This is a genomic window from Buttiauxella cochleicola (assembly GCF_021282435.1).
Lineage (GTDB): Bacteria > Pseudomonadota > Gammaproteobacteria > Enterobacterales > Enterobacteriaceae > Buttiauxella > Buttiauxella massiliensis.
In genome coordinates this window covers 130107-147847 of record NZ_JAJSOT010000009.1, presented here as the reverse complement: position 1 = coordinate 147847, position 17741 = coordinate 130107, and the positions used below count along the sequence as shown (strand labels likewise).

At 50.3% G+C, this 17741-nt stretch carries 17 protein-coding genes; 2 read left to right on the top strand and 15 right to left on the bottom strand.

The genetic code is table 11. The features are described 5' to 3' along the window. Window positions 1-29 precede the first annotated feature (29 nt). From nlpD to cysD, 11 genes are all read right to left on the bottom strand, one after another. Window positions 30-1166: a murein hydrolase activator NlpD gene (gene nlpD, locus LVQ77_RS18935; protein WP_232905227.1), complete on the bottom strand. Its 1137-nt coding sequence runs from the start codon at window positions 1164-1166 to the stop codon at window positions 30-32. Between the two features lie 131 nt (window positions 1167-1297). Next, a complete protein-coding gene (locus tag LVQ77_RS18930; protein ID WP_232865717.1) occupies window positions 1298-1924 on the bottom strand; it encodes a protein-L-isoaspartate(D-aspartate) O-methyltransferase in 627 nt (208 codons plus the stop codon). Continuing rightward, window positions 1918-2679, bottom strand: a complete 762-nt coding sequence (surE, locus tag LVQ77_RS18925; RefSeq protein WP_232865718.1) for a 5'/3'-nucleotidase SurE — start codon at window positions 2677-2679, stop codon at window positions 1918-1920. The genes LVQ77_RS18930 and surE overlap by 7 nt, the downstream gene beginning before the upstream one ends. A gap of 360 nt (window positions 2680-3039) precedes the next feature. Then, window positions 3040-4086: a tRNA pseudouridine(13) synthase TruD gene (truD, locus tag LVQ77_RS18920; protein WP_233338226.1), complete on the bottom strand. Its 1047-nt coding sequence runs from the start codon at window positions 4084-4086 to the stop codon at window positions 3040-3042. Continuing rightward, window positions 4086-4565: a 2-C-methyl-D-erythritol 2,4-cyclodiphosphate synthase gene (gene ispF / locus LVQ77_RS18915; RefSeq protein ID WP_064555179.1), complete on the bottom strand. Its 480-nt coding sequence runs from the start codon at window positions 4563-4565 to the stop codon at window positions 4086-4088. The genes truD and ispF overlap by 1 nt, the downstream gene beginning before the upstream one ends. Then, window positions 4565-5275: a 2-C-methyl-D-erythritol 4-phosphate cytidylyltransferase gene (ispD, locus tag LVQ77_RS18910; RefSeq protein WP_232905226.1), complete on the bottom strand. Its 711-nt coding sequence runs from the start codon at window positions 5273-5275 to the stop codon at window positions 4565-4567. The genes ispF and ispD overlap by 1 nt, the downstream gene beginning before the upstream one ends. Before the next feature lie 20 nt (window positions 5276-5295). Then, window positions 5296-5610: a cell division protein FtsB gene (ftsB, locus tag LVQ77_RS18905; protein WP_151995048.1), complete on the bottom strand. Its 315-nt coding sequence runs from the start codon at window positions 5608-5610 to the stop codon at window positions 5296-5298. Between the two features lie 184 nt (window positions 5611-5794). Continuing rightward, window positions 5795-6118, bottom strand: a complete 324-nt coding sequence (locus tag LVQ77_RS18900; protein WP_232865721.1) for a DUF3561 family protein — start codon at window positions 6116-6118, stop codon at window positions 5795-5797. 51 nt (window positions 6119-6169) lie between these two features. Beyond that, window positions 6170-6775, bottom strand: coding sequence for an adenylyl-sulfate kinase (gene cysC / locus LVQ77_RS18895; RefSeq protein WP_232905225.1), 606 nt, complete (start codon window positions 6773-6775; stop codon window positions 6170-6172). Beyond that, on the bottom strand, window positions 6775-8202 hold the full coding sequence (gene cysN / locus LVQ77_RS18890) for a sulfate adenylyltransferase subunit CysN (RefSeq protein WP_232865723.1): 1428 nt from the start codon (window positions 8200-8202) through the stop codon (window positions 6775-6777). The genes cysC and cysN overlap by 1 nt, the downstream gene beginning before the upstream one ends. An 11-nt stretch (window positions 8203-8213) precedes the next feature. Beyond that, window positions 8214-9122, bottom strand: a complete 909-nt coding sequence (cysD, locus tag LVQ77_RS18885) for a sulfate adenylyltransferase subunit CysD (protein ID WP_034497961.1) — start codon at window positions 9120-9122, stop codon at window positions 8214-8216. A 270-nt stretch (window positions 9123-9392) separates the two neighbouring features. Here cysD and LVQ77_RS18880 point away from each other — a divergent pair, with 270 nt between their 5' ends. Next, a complete protein-coding gene (locus LVQ77_RS18880) occupies window positions 9393-10433 on the top strand; it encodes an aminopeptidase (RefSeq protein WP_232905224.1) in 1041 nt (346 codons plus the stop codon). A gap of 162 nt (window positions 10434-10595) precedes the next feature. Next, window positions 10596-12704, top strand: a complete 2109-nt coding sequence (locus LVQ77_RS18875; protein ID WP_232905223.1) for a heparinase II/III domain-containing protein — start codon at window positions 10596-10598, stop codon at window positions 12702-12704. Here LVQ77_RS18875 and LVQ77_RS18870 read toward each other — a convergent pair. The 4 genes from LVQ77_RS18870 to manD all read right to left on the bottom strand — a co-directional run bounded on the left by LVQ77_RS18870 (window position 12699) and on the right by manD (window position 17395). Continuing rightward, a complete protein-coding gene (locus LVQ77_RS18870) occupies window positions 12699-13394 on the bottom strand; it encodes a FadR/GntR family transcriptional regulator (RefSeq protein WP_232905222.1) in 696 nt (231 codons plus the stop codon). The two genes, LVQ77_RS18875 and LVQ77_RS18870, sit on opposite strands and share 6 nt — an antisense overlap. 112 nt (window positions 13395-13506) lie before the next feature. Next, window positions 13507-14283 carry an SDR family NAD(P)-dependent oxidoreductase gene (locus LVQ77_RS18865; protein ID WP_232905221.1) on the bottom strand — a complete coding sequence of 259 codons (777 nt, stop codon included), beginning with the start codon at window positions 14281-14283 and terminating at the stop codon, window positions 13507-13509. Window positions 14284-14378: 95 nt separating this feature from the next. Further along, window positions 14379-16154, bottom strand: coding sequence for a sodium:solute symporter family transporter (locus tag LVQ77_RS18860; protein WP_232865728.1), 1776 nt, complete (start codon window positions 16152-16154; stop codon window positions 14379-14381). Window positions 16155-16177: 23 nt separating this feature from the next. Beyond that, window positions 16178-17395, bottom strand: a complete 1218-nt coding sequence (manD, locus tag LVQ77_RS18855; RefSeq protein ID WP_232905220.1) for a D-mannonate dehydratase ManD — start codon at window positions 17393-17395, stop codon at window positions 16178-16180. Window positions 17396-17741 lie beyond the last annotated feature (346 nt).

Below are 17741 nucleotides of genomic sequence, written 5' to 3'. Positions count from 1 at the left end.
AACTATGTGCAGCTTAGGATTTTGCCGGCTTATCGCTGCGGTAAATAACGCAGCGGGTTGACGGATTTCCCCTTGTAACGAATTTCAAAATGTAAACGTGTTGAACTGGTTCCGGTGCTACCCATGGTAGCTATCTTCTGCCCCGCCGTGATTTCTTGTTGTTCCCGGACCAGCATTGTATCGTTATGGGCGTAGGCACTCAGGTAATCATCGTTGTGTTTAATGATGATTAGATTACCGTAACCACGCAGCGCGTTACCGGCATACACCACTCGCCCGGAGGCGGTAGCAACAACAGCCTGGCCTTTGCTGCCTGCGATATCGATCCCTTTATTGCCACCTTCGGTAGCAGAGAAGTTCTCAATAATCTTGCCTTCAGTCGGCCAGCGCCAGGTTGAAATTGGCGCGCTATCGGACGTGCTGCTGGCAGTTGGTACAGTAGTCGTAGAGCTAACCACAGGTGCCGTAACCGGTGCTGTGACGACAGTCGCAGTACCTTTATTATTCGGCAACATTTTGTTAGCACTCTGTTCACCTGAATCCTCAGAATACGTAATTACAGGTTTAGAAGCAACCACTGCGGTGGTATTTTGCACAGGTGGCGGAGCGACGCCTTGCGCGCTGGCATCAGCCGTTGTGACCGCATTTCCGCCAGTGATTGGCGTCCCAGAAGAGCTGCCCACTTGCAGAGTCTGACCTACTTCTAAGCCATACGGGGCGGGGACATTGTTGCGCTGGGCTAAGTCACGGAAATCGTTCCCGGTAATCCACGCAATATAGAAAAGAGTGTCGCCGCGTTTAACGGTATAAGTGCTGCCGCCGGCATAGCTGCCTTTCGGAATGTTCCCATACTTGCGGTTATAAACGATACGGCCGTTTTCTGTTTGAACTGGCGTTGAAACAACGGGCTGCGGCTGAGTGCGCATAGGCTGGATCTGTGGTTGCTGCTGTACAGGCTGAATTTGCGGAGTCTGGCTTTGAGTGGACATTTTCGGTGGCTGGGTAATCAGCATTCCACCAGATGAACTGCCACCGGCATTGCTGCTACCACCTACAGAACTAATAGGCGCCTGGCTGTTATTGCTGGTACAGCCAGCTAACCAAAGGCTAACCAGCGACAACGCTGCAATACGGCGTAAAGTAAAAGTTGGGCTTCCCGCGCTCATTTATCCCCCAAAAACAATCATATGCTTATGTATGAAAATACGGCAAAACTGGCGCTTAAGGCCAGCTATCAAAATTTCGCTGCGCGTTACGTTACGCCAAAACCCTTAGAAAAAAACAAGATATTTCCGGGTTATGCCAGTTCCCCCTTCACTAAGGGCACAAAACGAACGGCTTCTACCGTATCAATGACAAATTCCCCATTCTGGCGACGAATCCTTTTAAGAAACTGTCGATCTTCGCCTACAGGGAGAACTAAAATTCCGCCTTCATCCAGCTGTGCTAAGAGCTCGCTGGGAATCTCCGGCGGTGCTGCCGTAACAATAATAGCGTCAAATGGACTACGCGCATGCCAGCCCTGCCAACCATCACCGTGACGGGTTGAGATATTGTGCAGATCGAGTTGTTTTAAACGTCGCCTTGCGTGCCATTGCAGGCCTTTAATGCGTTCAACTGAACAAACATGATGCACCAGGTGCGCCAGAATGGCCGTTTGATACCCGGAACCTGTCCCGATTTCCAGCACACGGCACTCAGGAGTCAGTTCAAGTAACTCGGTCATTCTTGCAACCATATAAGGCTGCGAGATGGTTTGGCCTGAGCCAATGGGTAATGCAGTGTTTTCCCAGGCTTTGTGCTCAAACGCTTCGTCGACAAATTTTTCCCGAGGCACCTGGGCAATTGCATCAAGAACTTTTTCGTCCTTAATGCCTTGATTGCGTAGCTGTTCGAGAAGGGTTTGTACGCGTTTGCTTACCATTGCTCATCCACTCCTGACTTGCTCAACCAGTGGCTAACCACCTCACGAGCACTGTGGGCGGTTAAGTCGACATGCAACGGCGTGACCGACACATAGCCTTCATCAACAGCGGCAAAATCGGTATCCGGACCTGCATCAAATTTGTCGCCCGGAGGCCCAATCCAATACAGGGTATTACCGCGAGGATCTTCTTGCGGAATAACTTTATCTGAAGGATGACGGCTACCACAGCGCGTGACACGAATACCCTTGATTTGATCAAGTGGCAAATCAGGCACATTGATATTTAAAATGCGCCCGGTTCGCAGCGGCTCACGCATCAGCGCTCGCAGAATCGTGCAGGTTACCGCAGCGGCGGTTTCATAATGCTCATGGCCATTAAGAGAAACGGCCAGCGCCGGAATACCTAAGTGTCGCCCTTCCATCGCTGCCGCAACGGTGCCGGAATAGATAACGTCATCGCCCAGATTTGGGCCTGCGTTGATCCCGGAAACCACCACTTCAGGCACCGGGCGCATCAAGGCATTGACGCCAAGGTAGACGCAGTCAGTCGGCGTGCCCATTTGCACGGAAATGTCGCCGTTTGCGAGAGTGAAAGTACGCAATGAAGATTCGAGCGTCAGTGAGTTTGATGCCCCACTGCGATTACGGTCGGGGGCTACCACCTGCACCTCAGCAAATTCCCTTAGTCGGGCCGCCAAAACTTGAATGCCCGGCGCGTTGACCCCGTCATCGTTACTCAAAAGTATTCTCATATTCTTTTTACAAAGCTTCTTTTATATGAATATACGAAAAAGATAAAACCACACGTTGGTCCCATGAGACGCTTACTGTCCGCGTATTTTTTATACTCAAAAAACGCTCCAACTTGTTGTTTTATCCCATTCAGCTGATTTTAGTGCACCTGTCATGAAATTGTTGCTGTTTTTGTAACATTCACAACAAACGCCAGTCTGGAGGCTACTATACAATCCTGGGTTGACTAAATCACCTTCCGTGGGCTGAGGATTGAGCTGGAAACAAGAGGTTGTGGAACTGTCAGAGACAAAATAATGCGGAATTTAAAACAAAAAAAAGCGGGTAATATCATTACCCGCCATAAATAAGTTCTACCGTTACTCAGCAATATCAGCGTAATTACCCGGTGCGTTCATTAATTCACGCACCACGCTGGTTGCGAAACTGCCGGCAGGCAGCCAGAAATTCAGCTCAACGGTGATGTCATCCCACCAGCTCCAGCTCAACTCTTTGGGCATAACCAGCATAGCGCGGCGAGCTGCTTCTACACGCTCACGCACCAGCAGCGACTGCAAATCCGTTTCTCCAGCAACACACTGCTGTTCAAACTCCAGTGCGGCGTTTTGCGTGCCCCAGGAACCGTCACCCGGCAGCGGTGCAGTAATTAATAATTCACCGCTATCGACACGATTTTGCAGCTCAGGAAGCTCTTCCTGTGTGGCAACAAACCAGCTTCCACGCCCAGCTAGTTGCAGCGCATCGCCATCGATAACCTGGTTGAAATCGGACTTTTTCAGCCTTTCGCTAACAATCTGGTTAAACATGGCGCTACGAGCTGCCGACAAATAAAAACTGCGCTTATTACGATCGCGGATCGGTGCATTGGTTTGCGCCCAGCGCACGGCCTGGTGCAGGTTATTGCCTGCAATCCCAAAACGTTGGCTACCGAAATAATTCGGCACTCCACGATGCAAAATTGTATTCAAACGCTGCTCAATATCGGCGCGGTCACTCACTTCACGTAGTACCAGCGTGAAGCGATTACCTTTCAAAGCTCCCAAACGCAATTTACGGCGGTGACGGGCATATTCCAGCACCTGGCAGCCTTCAAGCTCAAACCCGCTCATATCCGGCATTTCTTTGCCCGGAAGGCGTACACAGAACCACTGTTCAGTTACTGCATGCTTGTCTTTCTGCCCGGCAAAGCTCACTTCGCGGGCTGGAACCTTCAGATATTTAGCCAGCGCATCAGCAACAAAGCGGGTGTTGCAGCCATTTTTCAGGATGCGTAACAGGAGTTGCTCACCGTCACCATCCGGCCCAAAACCCAGGTCTTCGATAACCACGAAGTCCTCTGGACTGGCTTTGATTAACCCGGTGCCTTGTGGCTTGCCGTGCAGCCAGGTCAGATTCTGCATATCCATTATTTGCGCGCCTTATGCAGCAAAGCGACCGCTTCGCAAGCGATGCCTTCACCACGGCCTGTAAAACCGAGCTTCTCAGTGGTGGTCGCTTTTACGTTCACATCGTCCATATGGCAGCCGAGATCTTCGGCAATAAACACGCGCATCTGTGGGATGTGCGGAGCCATTTTTGGAGCCTGTGCAATAATCGTCACATCGACGTTACCCAATGTGTAGCCCTTCGCCTGAATACGACGCCACGCTTCGCGCAGCAATTCGCGGCTATCGGCACCTTTAAACGCCGGGTCGGTGTCCGGGAATAATTTGCCGATATCGCCCAAAGCAGCCGCCCCAAGCAGAGCATCGGTTAATGCGTGCAGAGCGACATCACCATCCGAGTGTGCAAGCAACCCCTGCTCGAAAGGCACACGTACGCCGCCAATGATGATTGGGCCTGGGCCACCAAAAGCGTGTACATCAAAACCATGTCCAATACGCATTATTTATTCTCCGTTTGGGTTAACCGCGTGAGGTAAAACTCAGCCAGCGCCAGGTCTTCAGGACGAGTCACTTTTATATTATCGGCGCGGGCGCTAATTAATTCGGGATGGAAGCCACAACACTCAAGAGCAGAGGCCTCATCAGTGATTGAGGCATGTTCATCGAGTGCGCGCTGCAAACAGCTGCGCAGTAATTCCAGAGGGAACAGTTGAGGCGTTAAAGCGTGCCACAGGTCTTCGCGATCGACGGTATGAGCGATGAGATTTTTGCCCGGCTCGCCGCGCTTCATGGTGTCACGCACAGGTGCCGCCAGAATGCCGCCGATTTTGCTGGTTTCGGTAATTGCTAATAAACGCGCTAAATCGTCCTGATGCAAACACGGGCGCGCAGCATCGTGCACCAGAACCCATTGAGCACCTTGCACCACATTTAGCCCGGCAAGTACCGAGTCAGCACGCTGTGCACCACCCTTTATCACGGTGATATTTGGGTTAGAGGCAAGGGGCAAAGAGGCAAACCAGCTATCGGTTGGGCTAATGGCGATAACGACATGAGCCACGCGTGGATGAGCCATCAGACTCGCCACTGCGTGTTCAAGAATAGTTTTATCGCCGATTTTTAGATATTGCTTAGGACATTCCGTTTGCATGCGGCTGCCGATACCTGCTGCCGGCACCACGGCAATTACGTCCGGGGAGGAGTCTGCCATGTAGATTCACTTACGCTTGATTATCGATTGTTCTGCCCGGCACTGTTAGTTAAGCGCTTAGAGCTATCGGGTACCAGGCGGTAGAAAGTTTCACCCGGCTTGGTCATGCTTAATTCATTGCGTGCACGTTCTTCAATGGCTTCCTGCCCGCCATTAAGATCGTCAATTTCCGCAAACAGCTGATCGTTACGCGCTTTGAGTTTAGCGTTCGTCGCCTGCTGAGCAGTAACGTCGTCGTTTACTCGCGTGTAGTCATGTACGCCGTTTTTTCCAAACCACAGCGAATACTGCAGCCAGACCAACAAGGCCAGCAATAGCAGCGTTAGTTTACCCATCCTGCCCCCTGAAAAACGGCACAATCATCGCACAAAATTTTATCGAGCTTCGCTCTGGGCACAAGGTGGCCCTTCGTATTTGCGGCAGAATTTATCACAGAAAGCGCCAACATGCGCGTTTGCAGGTGAGTTAGCGGGCATGCAGCCATAAATAGTCTGTTACGGTTTGGCCAATATTTTAAGATTAACCCATCAGCCATAAGAATAGGATGCCGAACATCAGCGCTACGGCAAGCACCGTAGCAATGCAGCTAAAGATCAAACGGCCTCGTAGAAGAGAGTGCAGTGCAATTCCCACGACAACCGCTACAGGTAGCAAAGCGAGGAAAAATGGCCAGGTATAGAGGAAGAAAAACAGCGTGTTAGGGCCATAAATCAGGAAAGGAATACCCAGCGCTAATAGCCATGACAAAAAACCGATGAACGCGCCGGCCAATGACCAGGTTGTCTCTTCGGTACCAGGGCTTGCTTCAGCCGATGTAATTGCCATGTTAGTGCCATTGCGCATAACGATTCCGTAAACCCTGCAAGCCAGGCACGTTAGGCGCCTGGCAATGTCTTAGGTTTTGATAATAACGTCACGACGCAACAGGTCTAATAATTGGGCTATCAAATTTGTTACTAATTGTTCGCCGTCTAAGTGTATTTCCGGATTCACTGGTGCTTCATAGACTGAGTCAATTCCGGTGAAGTTACGCAGTTCGCCCGCACGGGCTTTTTTGTATAAACCTTTCGGATCGCGCGCTTCGCAGATGGAAAGTGGAGTATCAACAAACACTTCAATAAACCGCCCTTCCCCCACACGATCACGCACCATCTGGCGCTCAGCCCGATGTGGCGAAATAAAGGCGGTCAACACGACTAACCCCGCATCCACCATCAAGTTGGCAACTTCACCGACACGACGAATGTTTTCTTTACGATCGGCATCGCTAAAACCCAAATCGCTACACAAACCGTGGCGTACATTGTCACCATCAAGCAAGTAAGTGCTCACGCCAAGTTTATGCAGCGCTTCTTCCAGGGCGCCAGCAACGGTGGATTTACCCGAGCCCGAAAGCCCGGTAAACCACAGCACCGCGCCCCGGTGCTGGTGAAGACTCTCACGCTGCTCAGCTGTTACTGGATGGGCATGCCAGACGACATTTTCGTCGTGCTCAGCCATTATTTGCCTCCCAGCAAATCGCGTGCACCCCAGTGTGGGAAGTGACGGCGCACCAGTGCATTCAGTTCCAGCTCAAACGCGCTAAATGCTGACGGCTCCTGAAACACCTCTTCTTGTGGCTCACGTACCATGCCAGCGCCAACCGTCACGTTGGTCAGTCGGTCGATGAAAATCAACCCGCCAGTGACCGGGTTTTCCTGGTACTTATCCAGCACCAGTGGTTCATCAAAGGTTAAATCCACCAGGCCAATACCGTTCAGCGGCAGGCTTTCCACGAGGCGCTGTGTCAGGCTGTTAATTTCAACCTGGTAGTGAATGTTATCGACGCGAGCGCGGGTTTTCTTGCCTGCGACTTTAATGTCGTAGCTTTGGCCCGGCACCAATGGTTGTTCAGCCATCCACACCACATCGACTTTTGCCGTTTGTACTGCAGGCTGTGTATCACTGGCATCAACCAGCAGGTCGCCGCGGCTGATATCGATTTCATCTTTGAGCACCAGCGTAATAGCTTCACCCGCAGCGGCTTGTTGCAAATCTCCATCAAAAGTGACGATTCGTGCAATGGCAGACTCAACACCCGACGGCAGAACTTTAACGCGTTGCCCAACTTTCACGATGCCTGATGCCAGCGTTCCGGCATAACCACGGAAATCCAGATTTGGGCGGTTTACGTACTGCACCGGGAAACGCATCGGCTGTTGTTCAACGATACGCTTCACTTCTACCGTTTCCAGAAGCTCCAGCAGAGTTGGGCCGGTGTACCACGGCATGTTAGAGCTTTGCGTGGCAACATTGTCGCCTTCCAGTGCTGAAAGCGGTACAAAACGAATATCCAGATCCGACGGCAGTTGCTCTGCGAAAGTCAGGTAATCCTGTTTGATCTGCTCAAATGTCTCTTCGCTAAAGCTCACCAGATCCATTTTGTTAACCGCCACCACCAGATGTTTGATCCCTAGCAGCGTGGAGATAAAACTGTGGCGGCGCGTTTGATCCAGCACGCTTTTACGCGCATCGATCAATAAGATCGCAAGATCGCAAGTTGAAGCACCGGTCGCCATATTACGGGTGTACTGCTCATGCCCTGGGGTATCAGCAATAATGAATTTACGTTTTTCAGTGGAGAAATAACGGTAAGCCACATCGATAGTAATGCCCTGCTCGCGCTCGGCTTGCAGACCATCCACCAGCAATGCCAGATCCAGTTTCTCACCCTGCGTACCGTGACGTTTGCTGTCGGTATGCAGCGAAGAAAGTTGGTCTTCATAAATCTGGCGCGTGTCATGTAGCAAGCGGCCAATTAGCGTACTTTTGCCGTCATCCACGCTGCCGCAGGTCAGAAAACGCAATAGGCTTTTGTTTTGTTGTGCGTGCAGATAGGCTTCAACGCCGCCTTCATCAGCAATTTGTTGTGCAATAGTGGTGTTCATCTGGCGGCTCCTTAGAAATAACCCTGGCGTTTTTTAAGCTCCATCGAGCCTGCCTGGTCGCGGTCAATTGCCCGCCCTTGACGTTCACTGGTGGTCGAAACCAGCATCTCTTCGATGATTTCCGGCAATGTCTGCGCTTCGGATTCAACGGCGCCGGTCAGCGGCCAGCATCCCAGGGTACGGAAGCGCACCATTTTCTGCTCAATCACTTCACCAGGTTGTAAATCGATGCGGTCATCGTCAACCATCAGCAACATGCCATCGCGCTCTAGCACCGGACGCGGTGCTGCCAGATACAACGGAACGATTTCAATATTTTCCAGGAAGATGTACTGCCAGATATCCAGTTCGGTCCAGTTTGAAAGTGGGAACACGCGAATGCTCTCACCTTTATTAATCTGGCCGTTGTAGTTGTGCCACAGTTCAGGGCGCTGGTTTTTTGGATCCCAGCGGTGGAAACGGTCACGGAACGAATAGATACGTTCTTTCGCACGGGATTTTTCTTCATCACGACGCGCGCCACCAAAGGCGGCATCAAAACCGTATTTGCTCAGCGCCTGCTTCAGCCCTTCGGTTTTCATGATGTCGGTATGTTTAGCGCTACCGTGCACGAACGGGTTGATCCCCATCGCCACGCCTTCCGGGTTTTTATGCACCAGCAGCTCAAAGCCGTAGTTCTTCGCGGTACGGTCTCGGAAGTCGTACATTTCGCGGAATTTCCAGCCGGTATCAACATGCAGCAGCGGGAAAGGAAGCGTGCCAGGGTAGAAGGCTTTACGGGCCAAATGCAACATCACCGAGGAGTCTTTACCGATGGAATACATCATCACCGGATTGGCAAATTCGGCGGCAACCTCACGGATGATATGGATGCTTTCCGCCTCCAACTGCCGCAAGTGTGTAAGTCGTTTCTGGTCCATAAACTTCCCTTAGCCGAGGTTTGGTGCGGAGGGCTATAGAACCTCCGTTTAAAAATTCATTAGGGGACTATACGTCTGTGGTTTATTTGTTATGAAATTACGAATTGGAATGAGTAGTTCCACAAAGGAATAACGCCATGGAAATGCAAATCACAAAATGTGCTGAACCAGCGATTTAACGTGGCTTTCAGAGCAATTGAAATTGTGTAACGCCCGTCACAGTTTCATACTATGCGGGCAAAAAATTTTCCTGGTTGAAGGACCTTCACTATGTTTTCCGCAATGCGCCACTCGCTAACCAGCCTGGCGTTAAGCATTTGCTGTACCTTGCCCGCAGTTGCCAGCACAACGCCAATGGGCAAAATTGCCAGTCAACAAACACGCCACATTGCCACGGTATTCCCAGGACGCATGACCGGCAGCCCCTCGGAAATGCTGGCCGCAGACTACATCAAGCAGCAATTTAGCCAGCTTGGTTACCAAAGCGATATTCGCCGCTTTAACACGCGTTATTTGTACACCACCAAAGATGGCCATCAGAGCTGGCATAACGTCAGTGCAAGTTCAGTAATTGCCGCACGTGAAGGAAAAGAGCCGCAGCAAATCATCATCATGGCGCACCTCGATACCTATTCACCGCTCAGTGATAATGATGTAAATAACAATCTTGGTGGTTTAACGCTGCAAGGTGTTGATGACAATGCTTCAGGGCTGGGCGTTATGCTTGAGCTTGCAACGCGCCTGAAAGATATTCCAACGCGCTATGGCATCCGCTTTATCGCCACCAGTGGTGAAGAAATTGGCAAACTTGGTGCGGAAGATGTTCTTAAACGTATGAGTCCCAGCGAGAAGAAAAATACCTTGCTGGTGATTAATCTCGATAACCTGATTGTCGGCGACAAACTCTATTTCAATAGCGGCAAATCAACACCAACAGCGGTCAGTAAACTGACGCGCGATCGTGCGTTAAAACTGGCGCGCCAGTTGAATGTTAAAGCCGCGACTAATCCAGGACTAAATGCCAAATATCCGAAAGGAACCGGTTGTTGTAACGATGCCGACGTGTTTGATGAAGCCGGCATTCCAGTGCTTTCTGTTGAAGCAACTAACTGGTCATTGGGCAAGAAAGATGGTTATCAGCAACGAGCGAAAAGCAAAGCCTTCCCGGATGGAACCAGTTGGCATAATGGCTTAATCGATAACCAACAGTATCTGGATAAGTGGCTACCAACGCGCATCGAGAAACGCAGCCATGATGTGGTGCGTGTGATACTGCCACTGGTGAAAGAGCTGGCAAAAGCGAAGCAATAACCCTGCAAATTTAAACGGGTCGGTTCGACAAAACCGGCCTTTTAGTATGACTAATAAAAACACAATTTTGTGACCTGCCCGACTCATTTCGCCTTTCATTCTGGACACAACCCGGTATCCGAAACTTAAATAGTCATACTAATAAGTGTCAGAGAGAAGGCTATGTCCACCTGGTCCCCGCTATTTATTGATAACGACGATGCCGCAGCGCTACGTATCCATTTGACGCGCAATACTATGCTGGGCGAAACCCTGCGCCTTCAGCAACAGCAAGTTGAACAATGGCTAAATGCACCGCTGTGGGTCCCCGGGCATGGGGAAGGCGGCGGGCCGGAACACACACAGCACAAACTGAATTACCAGATGATGAATCTTGCGGGGCGTTTGTGGCTCATTACTCAGGATGCACGTTACAAAGAACGGGTGATTCAGATTCTCTGCATCTATGCCGATCGCTACCCGCAGTTGGGTGATGCCATCAGCCACGACACCAATCCGCCAGGGCGTTTATTCCACCAGACGCTTAACGAACATATGTTTTTGCTCTATGCCGCTGAAGCCTGGCACTGTGTAAAGACTGAATCGACCGCTGAACAAATCCTACATATTGAAAGCAATTTGCTGCGTCTGATGGCGTACGACGCCACGCATACTCACGCTGCAACCTTCGATATTGTGCATAACCATGGAATGTGGTCAGTCGCGGCAGTTGCGATTTGCGGGTACGTACTGGGCGATGACGAAATGGTGTTGGACTCGCTTTATGGCCTGGCCCGAGACAGTGTCAGCGGTGGCTTCTTCGCCCAGCTCGATCAACTGTTTTCATGCGGTGGTTATTACATTGAAGGACTTTATTATCAGCGATTTGCTCTGCGTCCTCTCCTCTTATTAGCCGAGGCTATTTCCCACCGCCAGCCTGAACTGAATATCTGGGAATATAACCATCGCATTATTCAACACGCTTGTTACACCTTGTTTGCGCTGGCCTTCCCCGACGGTACGCTTCCGGCTTTAAATGACGCGTCAAAAACGATGGACTTACGCGATGAAGGTGCCGTTATCGCCGTCAGCCTGTGTTGGCAGCATTACGGAGCAGATGCCCGTCTGGCTGAGTTGGCTCGCTGGCAATCATACGTTTGGCCGGGGCGCGGGGCTTTATCGCTTTGCGAGTATCTGGAAAATTCGTCAGCTCAATCTTTACCCTGGCCAAGCCAGTTAGTTCGTGATGGCCAGGACGGAGAGCGTGGGGCTATCGGCGTATTGCGGGTGCGAGATAATCAGCAAGATGACAATATGGCGCTGCTGTACTGGGGCGGTCACGGTAATATTGCCGGAATGCATTCGGCGTTAAACCACGGTCATTTCGACGGCTTGCACCTGAGCCTGTTTAATCATGGTCGCGAGTTTTTACGTGATTACGGTTTCGGTCGCTGGGTCAATATCGAACCGAAATTTGGCGGGCGCTACATTCCTGAAAACAACAGCTACTGCAAACAAACCGTCGCCCACAACACGGTGGTGGTAGATGAAGGCTGTCAGCATAATTTCGACAAAAACCGGGCCGCGTTGCACCATGGTGAAACGCACTTCTTTATCACCGATAACCCACACGGCCAGGGGATGAGCGCTTGCAGCCACGATGACTGGCCCGGCGTCAACCAGCAGCGCACCGTGTTATTACTCAATGTGCCGCAGTGCGAAAAGCCCTTGGTGCTCGATCTTTTCAGTCTAAGCAGCAGCGATAAACACCAATATGATTATTGCCTGCACGGGCGTGGACAACTGATCAACACCTCGCTATCACTGAATTATTCAAGGTCATGGCAGCCATTAGGCGATCGGAATGGCTATCAGCATTTATGGGATTGCGCCCGCAGCCCGGTTCCTGCAGGTGAAAATGGGCAACTGACCTGGCTTGATGGCGATACTTTTTACACCGCAACGGGCGCGTTGCCCCAGGGCGGCGAGCTGATTATTGCTCAGACCGGTGCTGGCGATCCGCAGTTCAATTTACGTGTTGAACCTGCGTGGTTATGGCGTACTCATGGCGACAACGTGGTATTTGCCACCACTATTGAAAGCCACGGCTATTTTGATGAAGCCAGCGAAACTTCACGCAATGCGCGCGGGCAGGTAAAACGTGTCGAAGTGCTGGAGCACGATATTGCCGCCCAGACTAAAGTTGCGGTTTATTTTGCGGAAGGTGAAGCGCTGGAAATTTGCGTCGATAACCGCCCAGGATTTGGGCAGTTTGCGGTGCAGCCTTTATAGACGGTGTTTGCTTGCCGTCATCAACGCTAAAGATGCATCATAGGCGGCTTCACCGTCGCCAATCATAATCGCGCGATAAATGCGGTGATGATCTTCCAGGCACATGCCGCCTTCTTTCGACGAATGGCTGATAAACCACTTAAACACGGTGGTCAGCACATTGCCAAACGGGGCATAGAAGCAATTTCCCGAAGCCAGGAAAATAGCACGGTGGAAGCGCGTATCCACATCCACCCACCGATCCGGGTCGAAATCTTTCGCCACGGCACACATTTCTTCATGCACACGGGAAAGCTCAATTCGCTGCTCGCTGGTCGCATTCAGCGCGGCAAGACGTGTCGCATGTGGCTCAATAACACGGCGGAACTCGAGAAACTGGTGATACATTTCCAGCGTCCCTTCCATGCCATTCATCCATTCGAGCAACTGAACATCAAGGATATTCCAGTTATTGCGCGGGCGAACACGGGTTCCCACTTTCGGGCGAGATTCAAGCATCCCTTTAGATGACACAAGTTTGAGCGCCTCACGCAATGCCGTGCGGCTCACACCGAGCTGTTCACAAAGCTCCACTTCGCTGGGTAGAATATCCCCCGGCAAAAGTTGCCCGGAAAGAATCTTGCGGGCGATGTCGCTGGCAATAAGTCCATCCAGACCGCGTTGCGTAGTAGCAATGGTTGTGAATTGCATGCTTTTGTCATACCTGAAAAAGGGAAGGAAATTAGTGTATCACTAAACCATGTAGCCAAAAAAATTCGAGTTGCAGTCAGCACTGCTGCAACTCGAAGTACGACGGATACCTTTAAGGCGCCATCTGGCCGCCATTTACATCTAAAATCTGGCCGGTAATGTAGCCGCTCATTTTATGAGATGCAAAGAACAGGAAGCTCGGAGCCACCTCTTCACTGCGCCCAAAACGCCCCATTGCAATCGACCCGGCAATCTTGTCACGCAGCTCCTGCGGTTTATCTTCATGGAACGCGGTATCAATGGTGCCCGGCGAAACAATGTTGAAGCGAATATTATCTTTGGTGAATTCTTTCACCCAATTGCGATGAATGTCGTGCAACCAGGCTTTTGACGCTGCGTAAATACCTGCGCCAATGCCGCCACCTTCGCGCCCTGCAATCGAACCGGTGCTGATTACCGAGGCGGTTTCACCGCTGGTTTTTGCCGACTCACGCAGATGAGGAATCGCATATTTGGTCATCATTAATGCCGAGCGTGCGTTCAAGTCCATGACGAGATCATAGAAGTCATCGTCGATGCTCTCAAGACCTGCACGCCCACCTAAACCCCCGGCGTTATTGATAAGCACATCGAGGCCACCAAATTGTTCGACAAAAGCGCTGACCAATTGCTGACAGGCACCTGACTGGGATAAATCAGCCGGGAAATAGCAAACTTCGCCACCTAAACTGCGAAGCCTCGCAAGCTGCGGTTCCATCTCCTGCGCGGAGCGGCGGCCATTAATACCCACTTTTGCGCCACAGCGTAAAAGTGCCTCTGCCGCTGCCAAACCTACGCCTGCCGAAGCGCCAGTCACTAATACACGTTTATTCCGTAAATCAGGAAACATCGGATCACCTCTATTTGTCATTTAGTATTACAAATACTACCAACCTATCCGGGCTATGCAAAAGAAAAGCGCCCGGTAAAAGGCGCTTTTGCGAGTCAGAGCGTATCTTTCGCCTGCTGCGGGGAATCCTGCCCAACCCGGCAACTCAGGCGCAGTAAATACCCCACCAGGAATACCGATGCGGCACACGCCAGGAACAATAATCGCCCCCATAACGGGTTGGGAATAAGCACCATCAACACCAGGCCGCCGCTCATCAGCATGGTAATAAAGCCGATTTTTTCGCGTTGCTGCAGGTCAAACCCTTGCTGTTCTGAATCCTCAACCACCTCGGTTTCAATATTTTTGAAGAAGGTTTCAATCTGCTCCTTCTCTTTAGCTGAGTAAGAGGTTTCGCGGTAGAACAGTTTGGTGCAGATAAAGAAACCGCCCGTCAGCACCAGGTGAGCAATGATGTTGATGATGACGTTGATTTCGCTCAGTTCACGTTTTGTAAACTCAATTCCCAGCAACTGGCCGAGTGCTTTCGAGGTCAACACATCCATACACATCCATGACACAAAGATGCCGAATACCACGGTTCCCCACGCCGCCCAGCGCGGAGTGCGCTTGATAAACATGCCGAAGAACAGCGGCACCAGGAGTGGAGCCTGAGCAAGTGTTGAAACCGACATCATCAGGTCAAACAAACTCATGCCTTCAAGATGACTGAAGAACAGCGAAACAATAATCACCAGCAAGCCGTTCACAATGCAGAACATTTTCCCGGCAAATAGCTCCGCACGGTCACTGATCTTTTTATTACGGCAAACCACCGGCACCCAGAAACTGCGCACGAAAATGCCGCTATTGCGGTTCAAAGCCGGGTCCATTGTCGACATGGTTGCGGCAAATAAACCGGCGACTAGCAAACCAACGGTTCCCGCAGGCATTGCCCGTTCAACAAAGCTCAAATAAATAGTGTCCGAGGCTTTATTTCCGAGAGCGGCATATTGCGCAGTGGCATCCGGGTAAAGGCTGGCAGAAACCCACGGTGGAATAAACCAAATCAACGTCCCTACCGCCATTAATATCATGGCAAAGAAAGCGGCCTTTTGGGCATTCTTCGAGTCTTTCGCATTCAGGAAACGGTAAGAGTCCTGCATGTTATTTATATTTTGCAGCTGTTTTACAATAAAGAAGATAACTGAACCTAATATCACCACTCCGTAATTCATATTCGGCCCCATAATAAAGCCGGATGGGAAGTGAGTGACCATATTTACTGGACCGCCAACGTTGACTAATGCAACAATGGCGCAGGCAATAGAAATAACCGCAACAATTAAGGTTTGAACAAAGTCTGAAGCAACCACGCCCCAGGCTCCGCTTAATAACGAGATCATTAACACCACAATACCGGTTACCCAAATCGTGACCGAAAGATCCCAGTCAAAAACGGTGCTAACAAATATCGCCAACGCATTCATCATTACTGCGCCGCTCAGAATACTCAGTGGGATAATCACCCATGTGAAGAAGTGTTCATTCTGCGAACCAAAGCGATGACGAATCACTTCAGTGGCCGTGTCTACGCGTACCTGGCGGAAACGTTTTGCAAACCATAGCCAGGAAATTCCGTATGCGATGGTATTCCCGAGGAATATTGCTGCCACCATAAAGCCATCGCTAAACGCTTTCCCGGCGGCTCCGGTAAATGTCCAGGCGCTAAACTGCGTCATAAACGCCGTCGCCCCCACCATCCACCACAACATACGGCCACCGCCACGGAAATAATCACTGGAGGATTTACTGGCCATTTTTTTAAATATAAAACTGATCAACACCATTAAGATGAAATAACCACAGATTACAGCGGTATCATAGATCATAATCGTACCCTTAGGTCAGAGGATTACCAGTTCCAGAGCGTTCCGTCTTCGAGGCGGCTAACAGGAAGATAAGATCTGACATAGGGGTAATTTCCCATGGCGGCTTCATCTATATCTATTCCCAAACCTGGTTTATCAGAAACTAATAGCATTCCATCCTTGAGAGGTAGTTCGTATTTAAAGATGCTATTTAATTCAGGGGTGCCAAAACCAACAAATTCCTGGATACCAAAATTAGGTGCCCAACTATTAAGATGCAAATGGGCCATTGTGGATATGGGGGATAAATCCGGTGCTCCATGCGGAGCCATACGCACATGATAAAGGTCGGAAAATGCACTGAGCTTACGCATCGGCGTTATTCCACCACCATGTGAAACTGCGGTACGGATATAATCTATCGATTGCGTTTCGATTAACTCTTTTGCATCCCAGATGGTATTAAATATTTCACCCACGGCCAGCGGTGTCGTGGTGTGCTGGCGAATAATTTGATAACCAGCCGGGTTTTCTGCCGTGACGGTGTCTTCTAAAAACAGTAAATCATACGGCTCCAGCAGTTTTCCTAATCGTGCTGCTTCTATTGGCGTCAGGCGACTATGAACATCATGCAATAAATCGATGCCGTAACCGAAACGTTCGCGAGCCGCTTTGAACAACTCAGGTATGAAATTCATGTATTTGCGCGTAGACCACGCTTGTTCCGGCGGCAACGGGCGATTACCCTGCAACTCATAGTAATTTTTCTTCCCTTCCAGCGTGCCATAAGTGCCTTTGGTGGATGGAATCGCACATTGCAGACGAATGGCTTTGTAGCCTTGTTCAATAAAATTCGCCGTGTTATCCAGCACTTCGTCGATGCTTTCACCGTTGGCATGAACATACACCGTCACGCCCTGACGGCTTTTTCCACCCAGCAGTTGCCAGACCGGTAGCCCCGCATGTTTGCCCAGAATGTCCCACAACGCCATGTCGATTGCACCGATCGCCGTCATCGTCACCGGACCTTTACGCCAGTACGCACCGCGATAAAGGTACTGCCAGATATCTTCGATATTGCGCGGATCTTTGCCGATAAGACACGGAGCAATGTGCTCTTCCAGATAAGCTGCAACGGCCATTTCCCTGCCATTCAGTGTGGCGTCACCCACACCATAAATTCCTTCGTCCGTTTCAATTTTTACCGTAACAAAATTTCGTCCAGGCCGGCTCACCAGCACTTTTATACGTTCGATCTTCATAGCAACTCTCGTAGGGTTGAGAAAAGACAGGGGAGTAAATTATTCTATTTGTCGTACTATAGTATTTATAAACTGACTATTGTGTGAACAATGTCGTAATTTTAAAGTTACCAAATTAGTGATTATTTGTTGCCGAATGGCAAATATTAACGGTATTTATGAAAACACCTGAAATAAACATCACTAACACATTGATTTTATTGTGTTATATTTAAAATGATAACAATGACGAATTTGCAGTTTCGAGGGGGATTGTCAAATATTACGAATCTATTAGTATGACTAATAGAAATGAAGACGAGTTCTAATCATAAAAAAAGCCCGTCGGCATTGCGCGACAGGCTTC

Bases quoted from the DNA above. Each gene is read 5' to 3' on its own strand.
- nlpD (WP_232905227.1), bottom strand. From the start codon at position 1,166: ATGAGCGCGGGAAGCCCAACTTTTACTTTACGCCGTATTGCAGCGTTG.
- LVQ77_RS18930 (WP_232865717.1), bottom strand. From the start codon at position 1,924: ATGGTAAGCAAACGCGTACAAACCCTTCTCGAACAGCTACGCAATCAA.
- surE (WP_232865718.1), bottom strand. From the start codon at position 2,679: ATGAGAATACTTTTGAGTAACGATGACGGGGTCAACGCGCCGGGCATT.
- truD (WP_233338226.1), bottom strand. From the start codon at position 4,086: ATGGATATGCAGAATCTGACCTGGCTGCACGGCAAGCCACAAGGCACC.
- ispF (WP_064555179.1), bottom strand. From the start codon at position 4,565: ATGCGTATTGGACATGGTTTTGATGTACACGCTTTTGGTGGCCCAGGC.
- ispD (WP_232905226.1), bottom strand. From the start codon at position 5,275: ATGGCAGACTCCTCCCCGGACGTAATTGCCGTGGTGCCGGCAGCAGGT.
- ftsB (WP_151995048.1), bottom strand. From the start codon at position 5,610: ATGGGTAAACTAACGCTGCTATTGCTGGCCTTGTTGGTCTGGCTGCAG.
- LVQ77_RS18900 (WP_232865721.1), bottom strand. From the start codon at position 6,118: ATGCGCAATGGCACTAACATGGCAATTACATCGGCTGAAGCAAGCCCT.
- cysC (WP_232905225.1), bottom strand. From the start codon at position 6,775: ATGGCTGAGCACGACGAAAATGTCGTCTGGCATGCCCATCCAGTAACA.
- cysN (WP_232865723.1), bottom strand. From the start codon at position 8,202: ATGAACACCACTATTGCACAACAAATTGCTGATGAAGGCGGCGTTGAA.
- cysD (WP_034497961.1), bottom strand. From the start codon at position 9,122: ATGGACCAGAAACGACTTACACACTTGCGGCAGTTGGAGGCGGAAAGC.
- LVQ77_RS18880 (WP_232905224.1), top strand. From the start codon at position 9,393: ATGTTTTCCGCAATGCGCCACTCGCTAACCAGCCTGGCGTTAAGCATT.
- LVQ77_RS18875 (WP_232905223.1), top strand. From the start codon at position 10,596: ATGTCCACCTGGTCCCCGCTATTTATTGATAACGACGATGCCGCAGCG.
- LVQ77_RS18870 (WP_232905222.1), bottom strand. From the start codon at position 13,394: ATGCAATTCACAACCATTGCTACTACGCAACGCGGTCTGGATGGACTT.
- LVQ77_RS18865 (WP_232905221.1), bottom strand. From the start codon at position 14,283: ATGTTTCCTGATTTACGGAATAAACGTGTATTAGTGACTGGCGCTTCG.
- LVQ77_RS18860 (WP_232865728.1), bottom strand. From the start codon at position 16,154: ATGATCTATGATACCGCTGTAATCTGTGGTTATTTCATCTTAATGGTG.
- manD (WP_232905220.1), bottom strand. From the start codon at position 17,395: ATGAAGATCGAACGTATAAAAGTGCTGGTGAGCCGGCCTGGACGAAAT.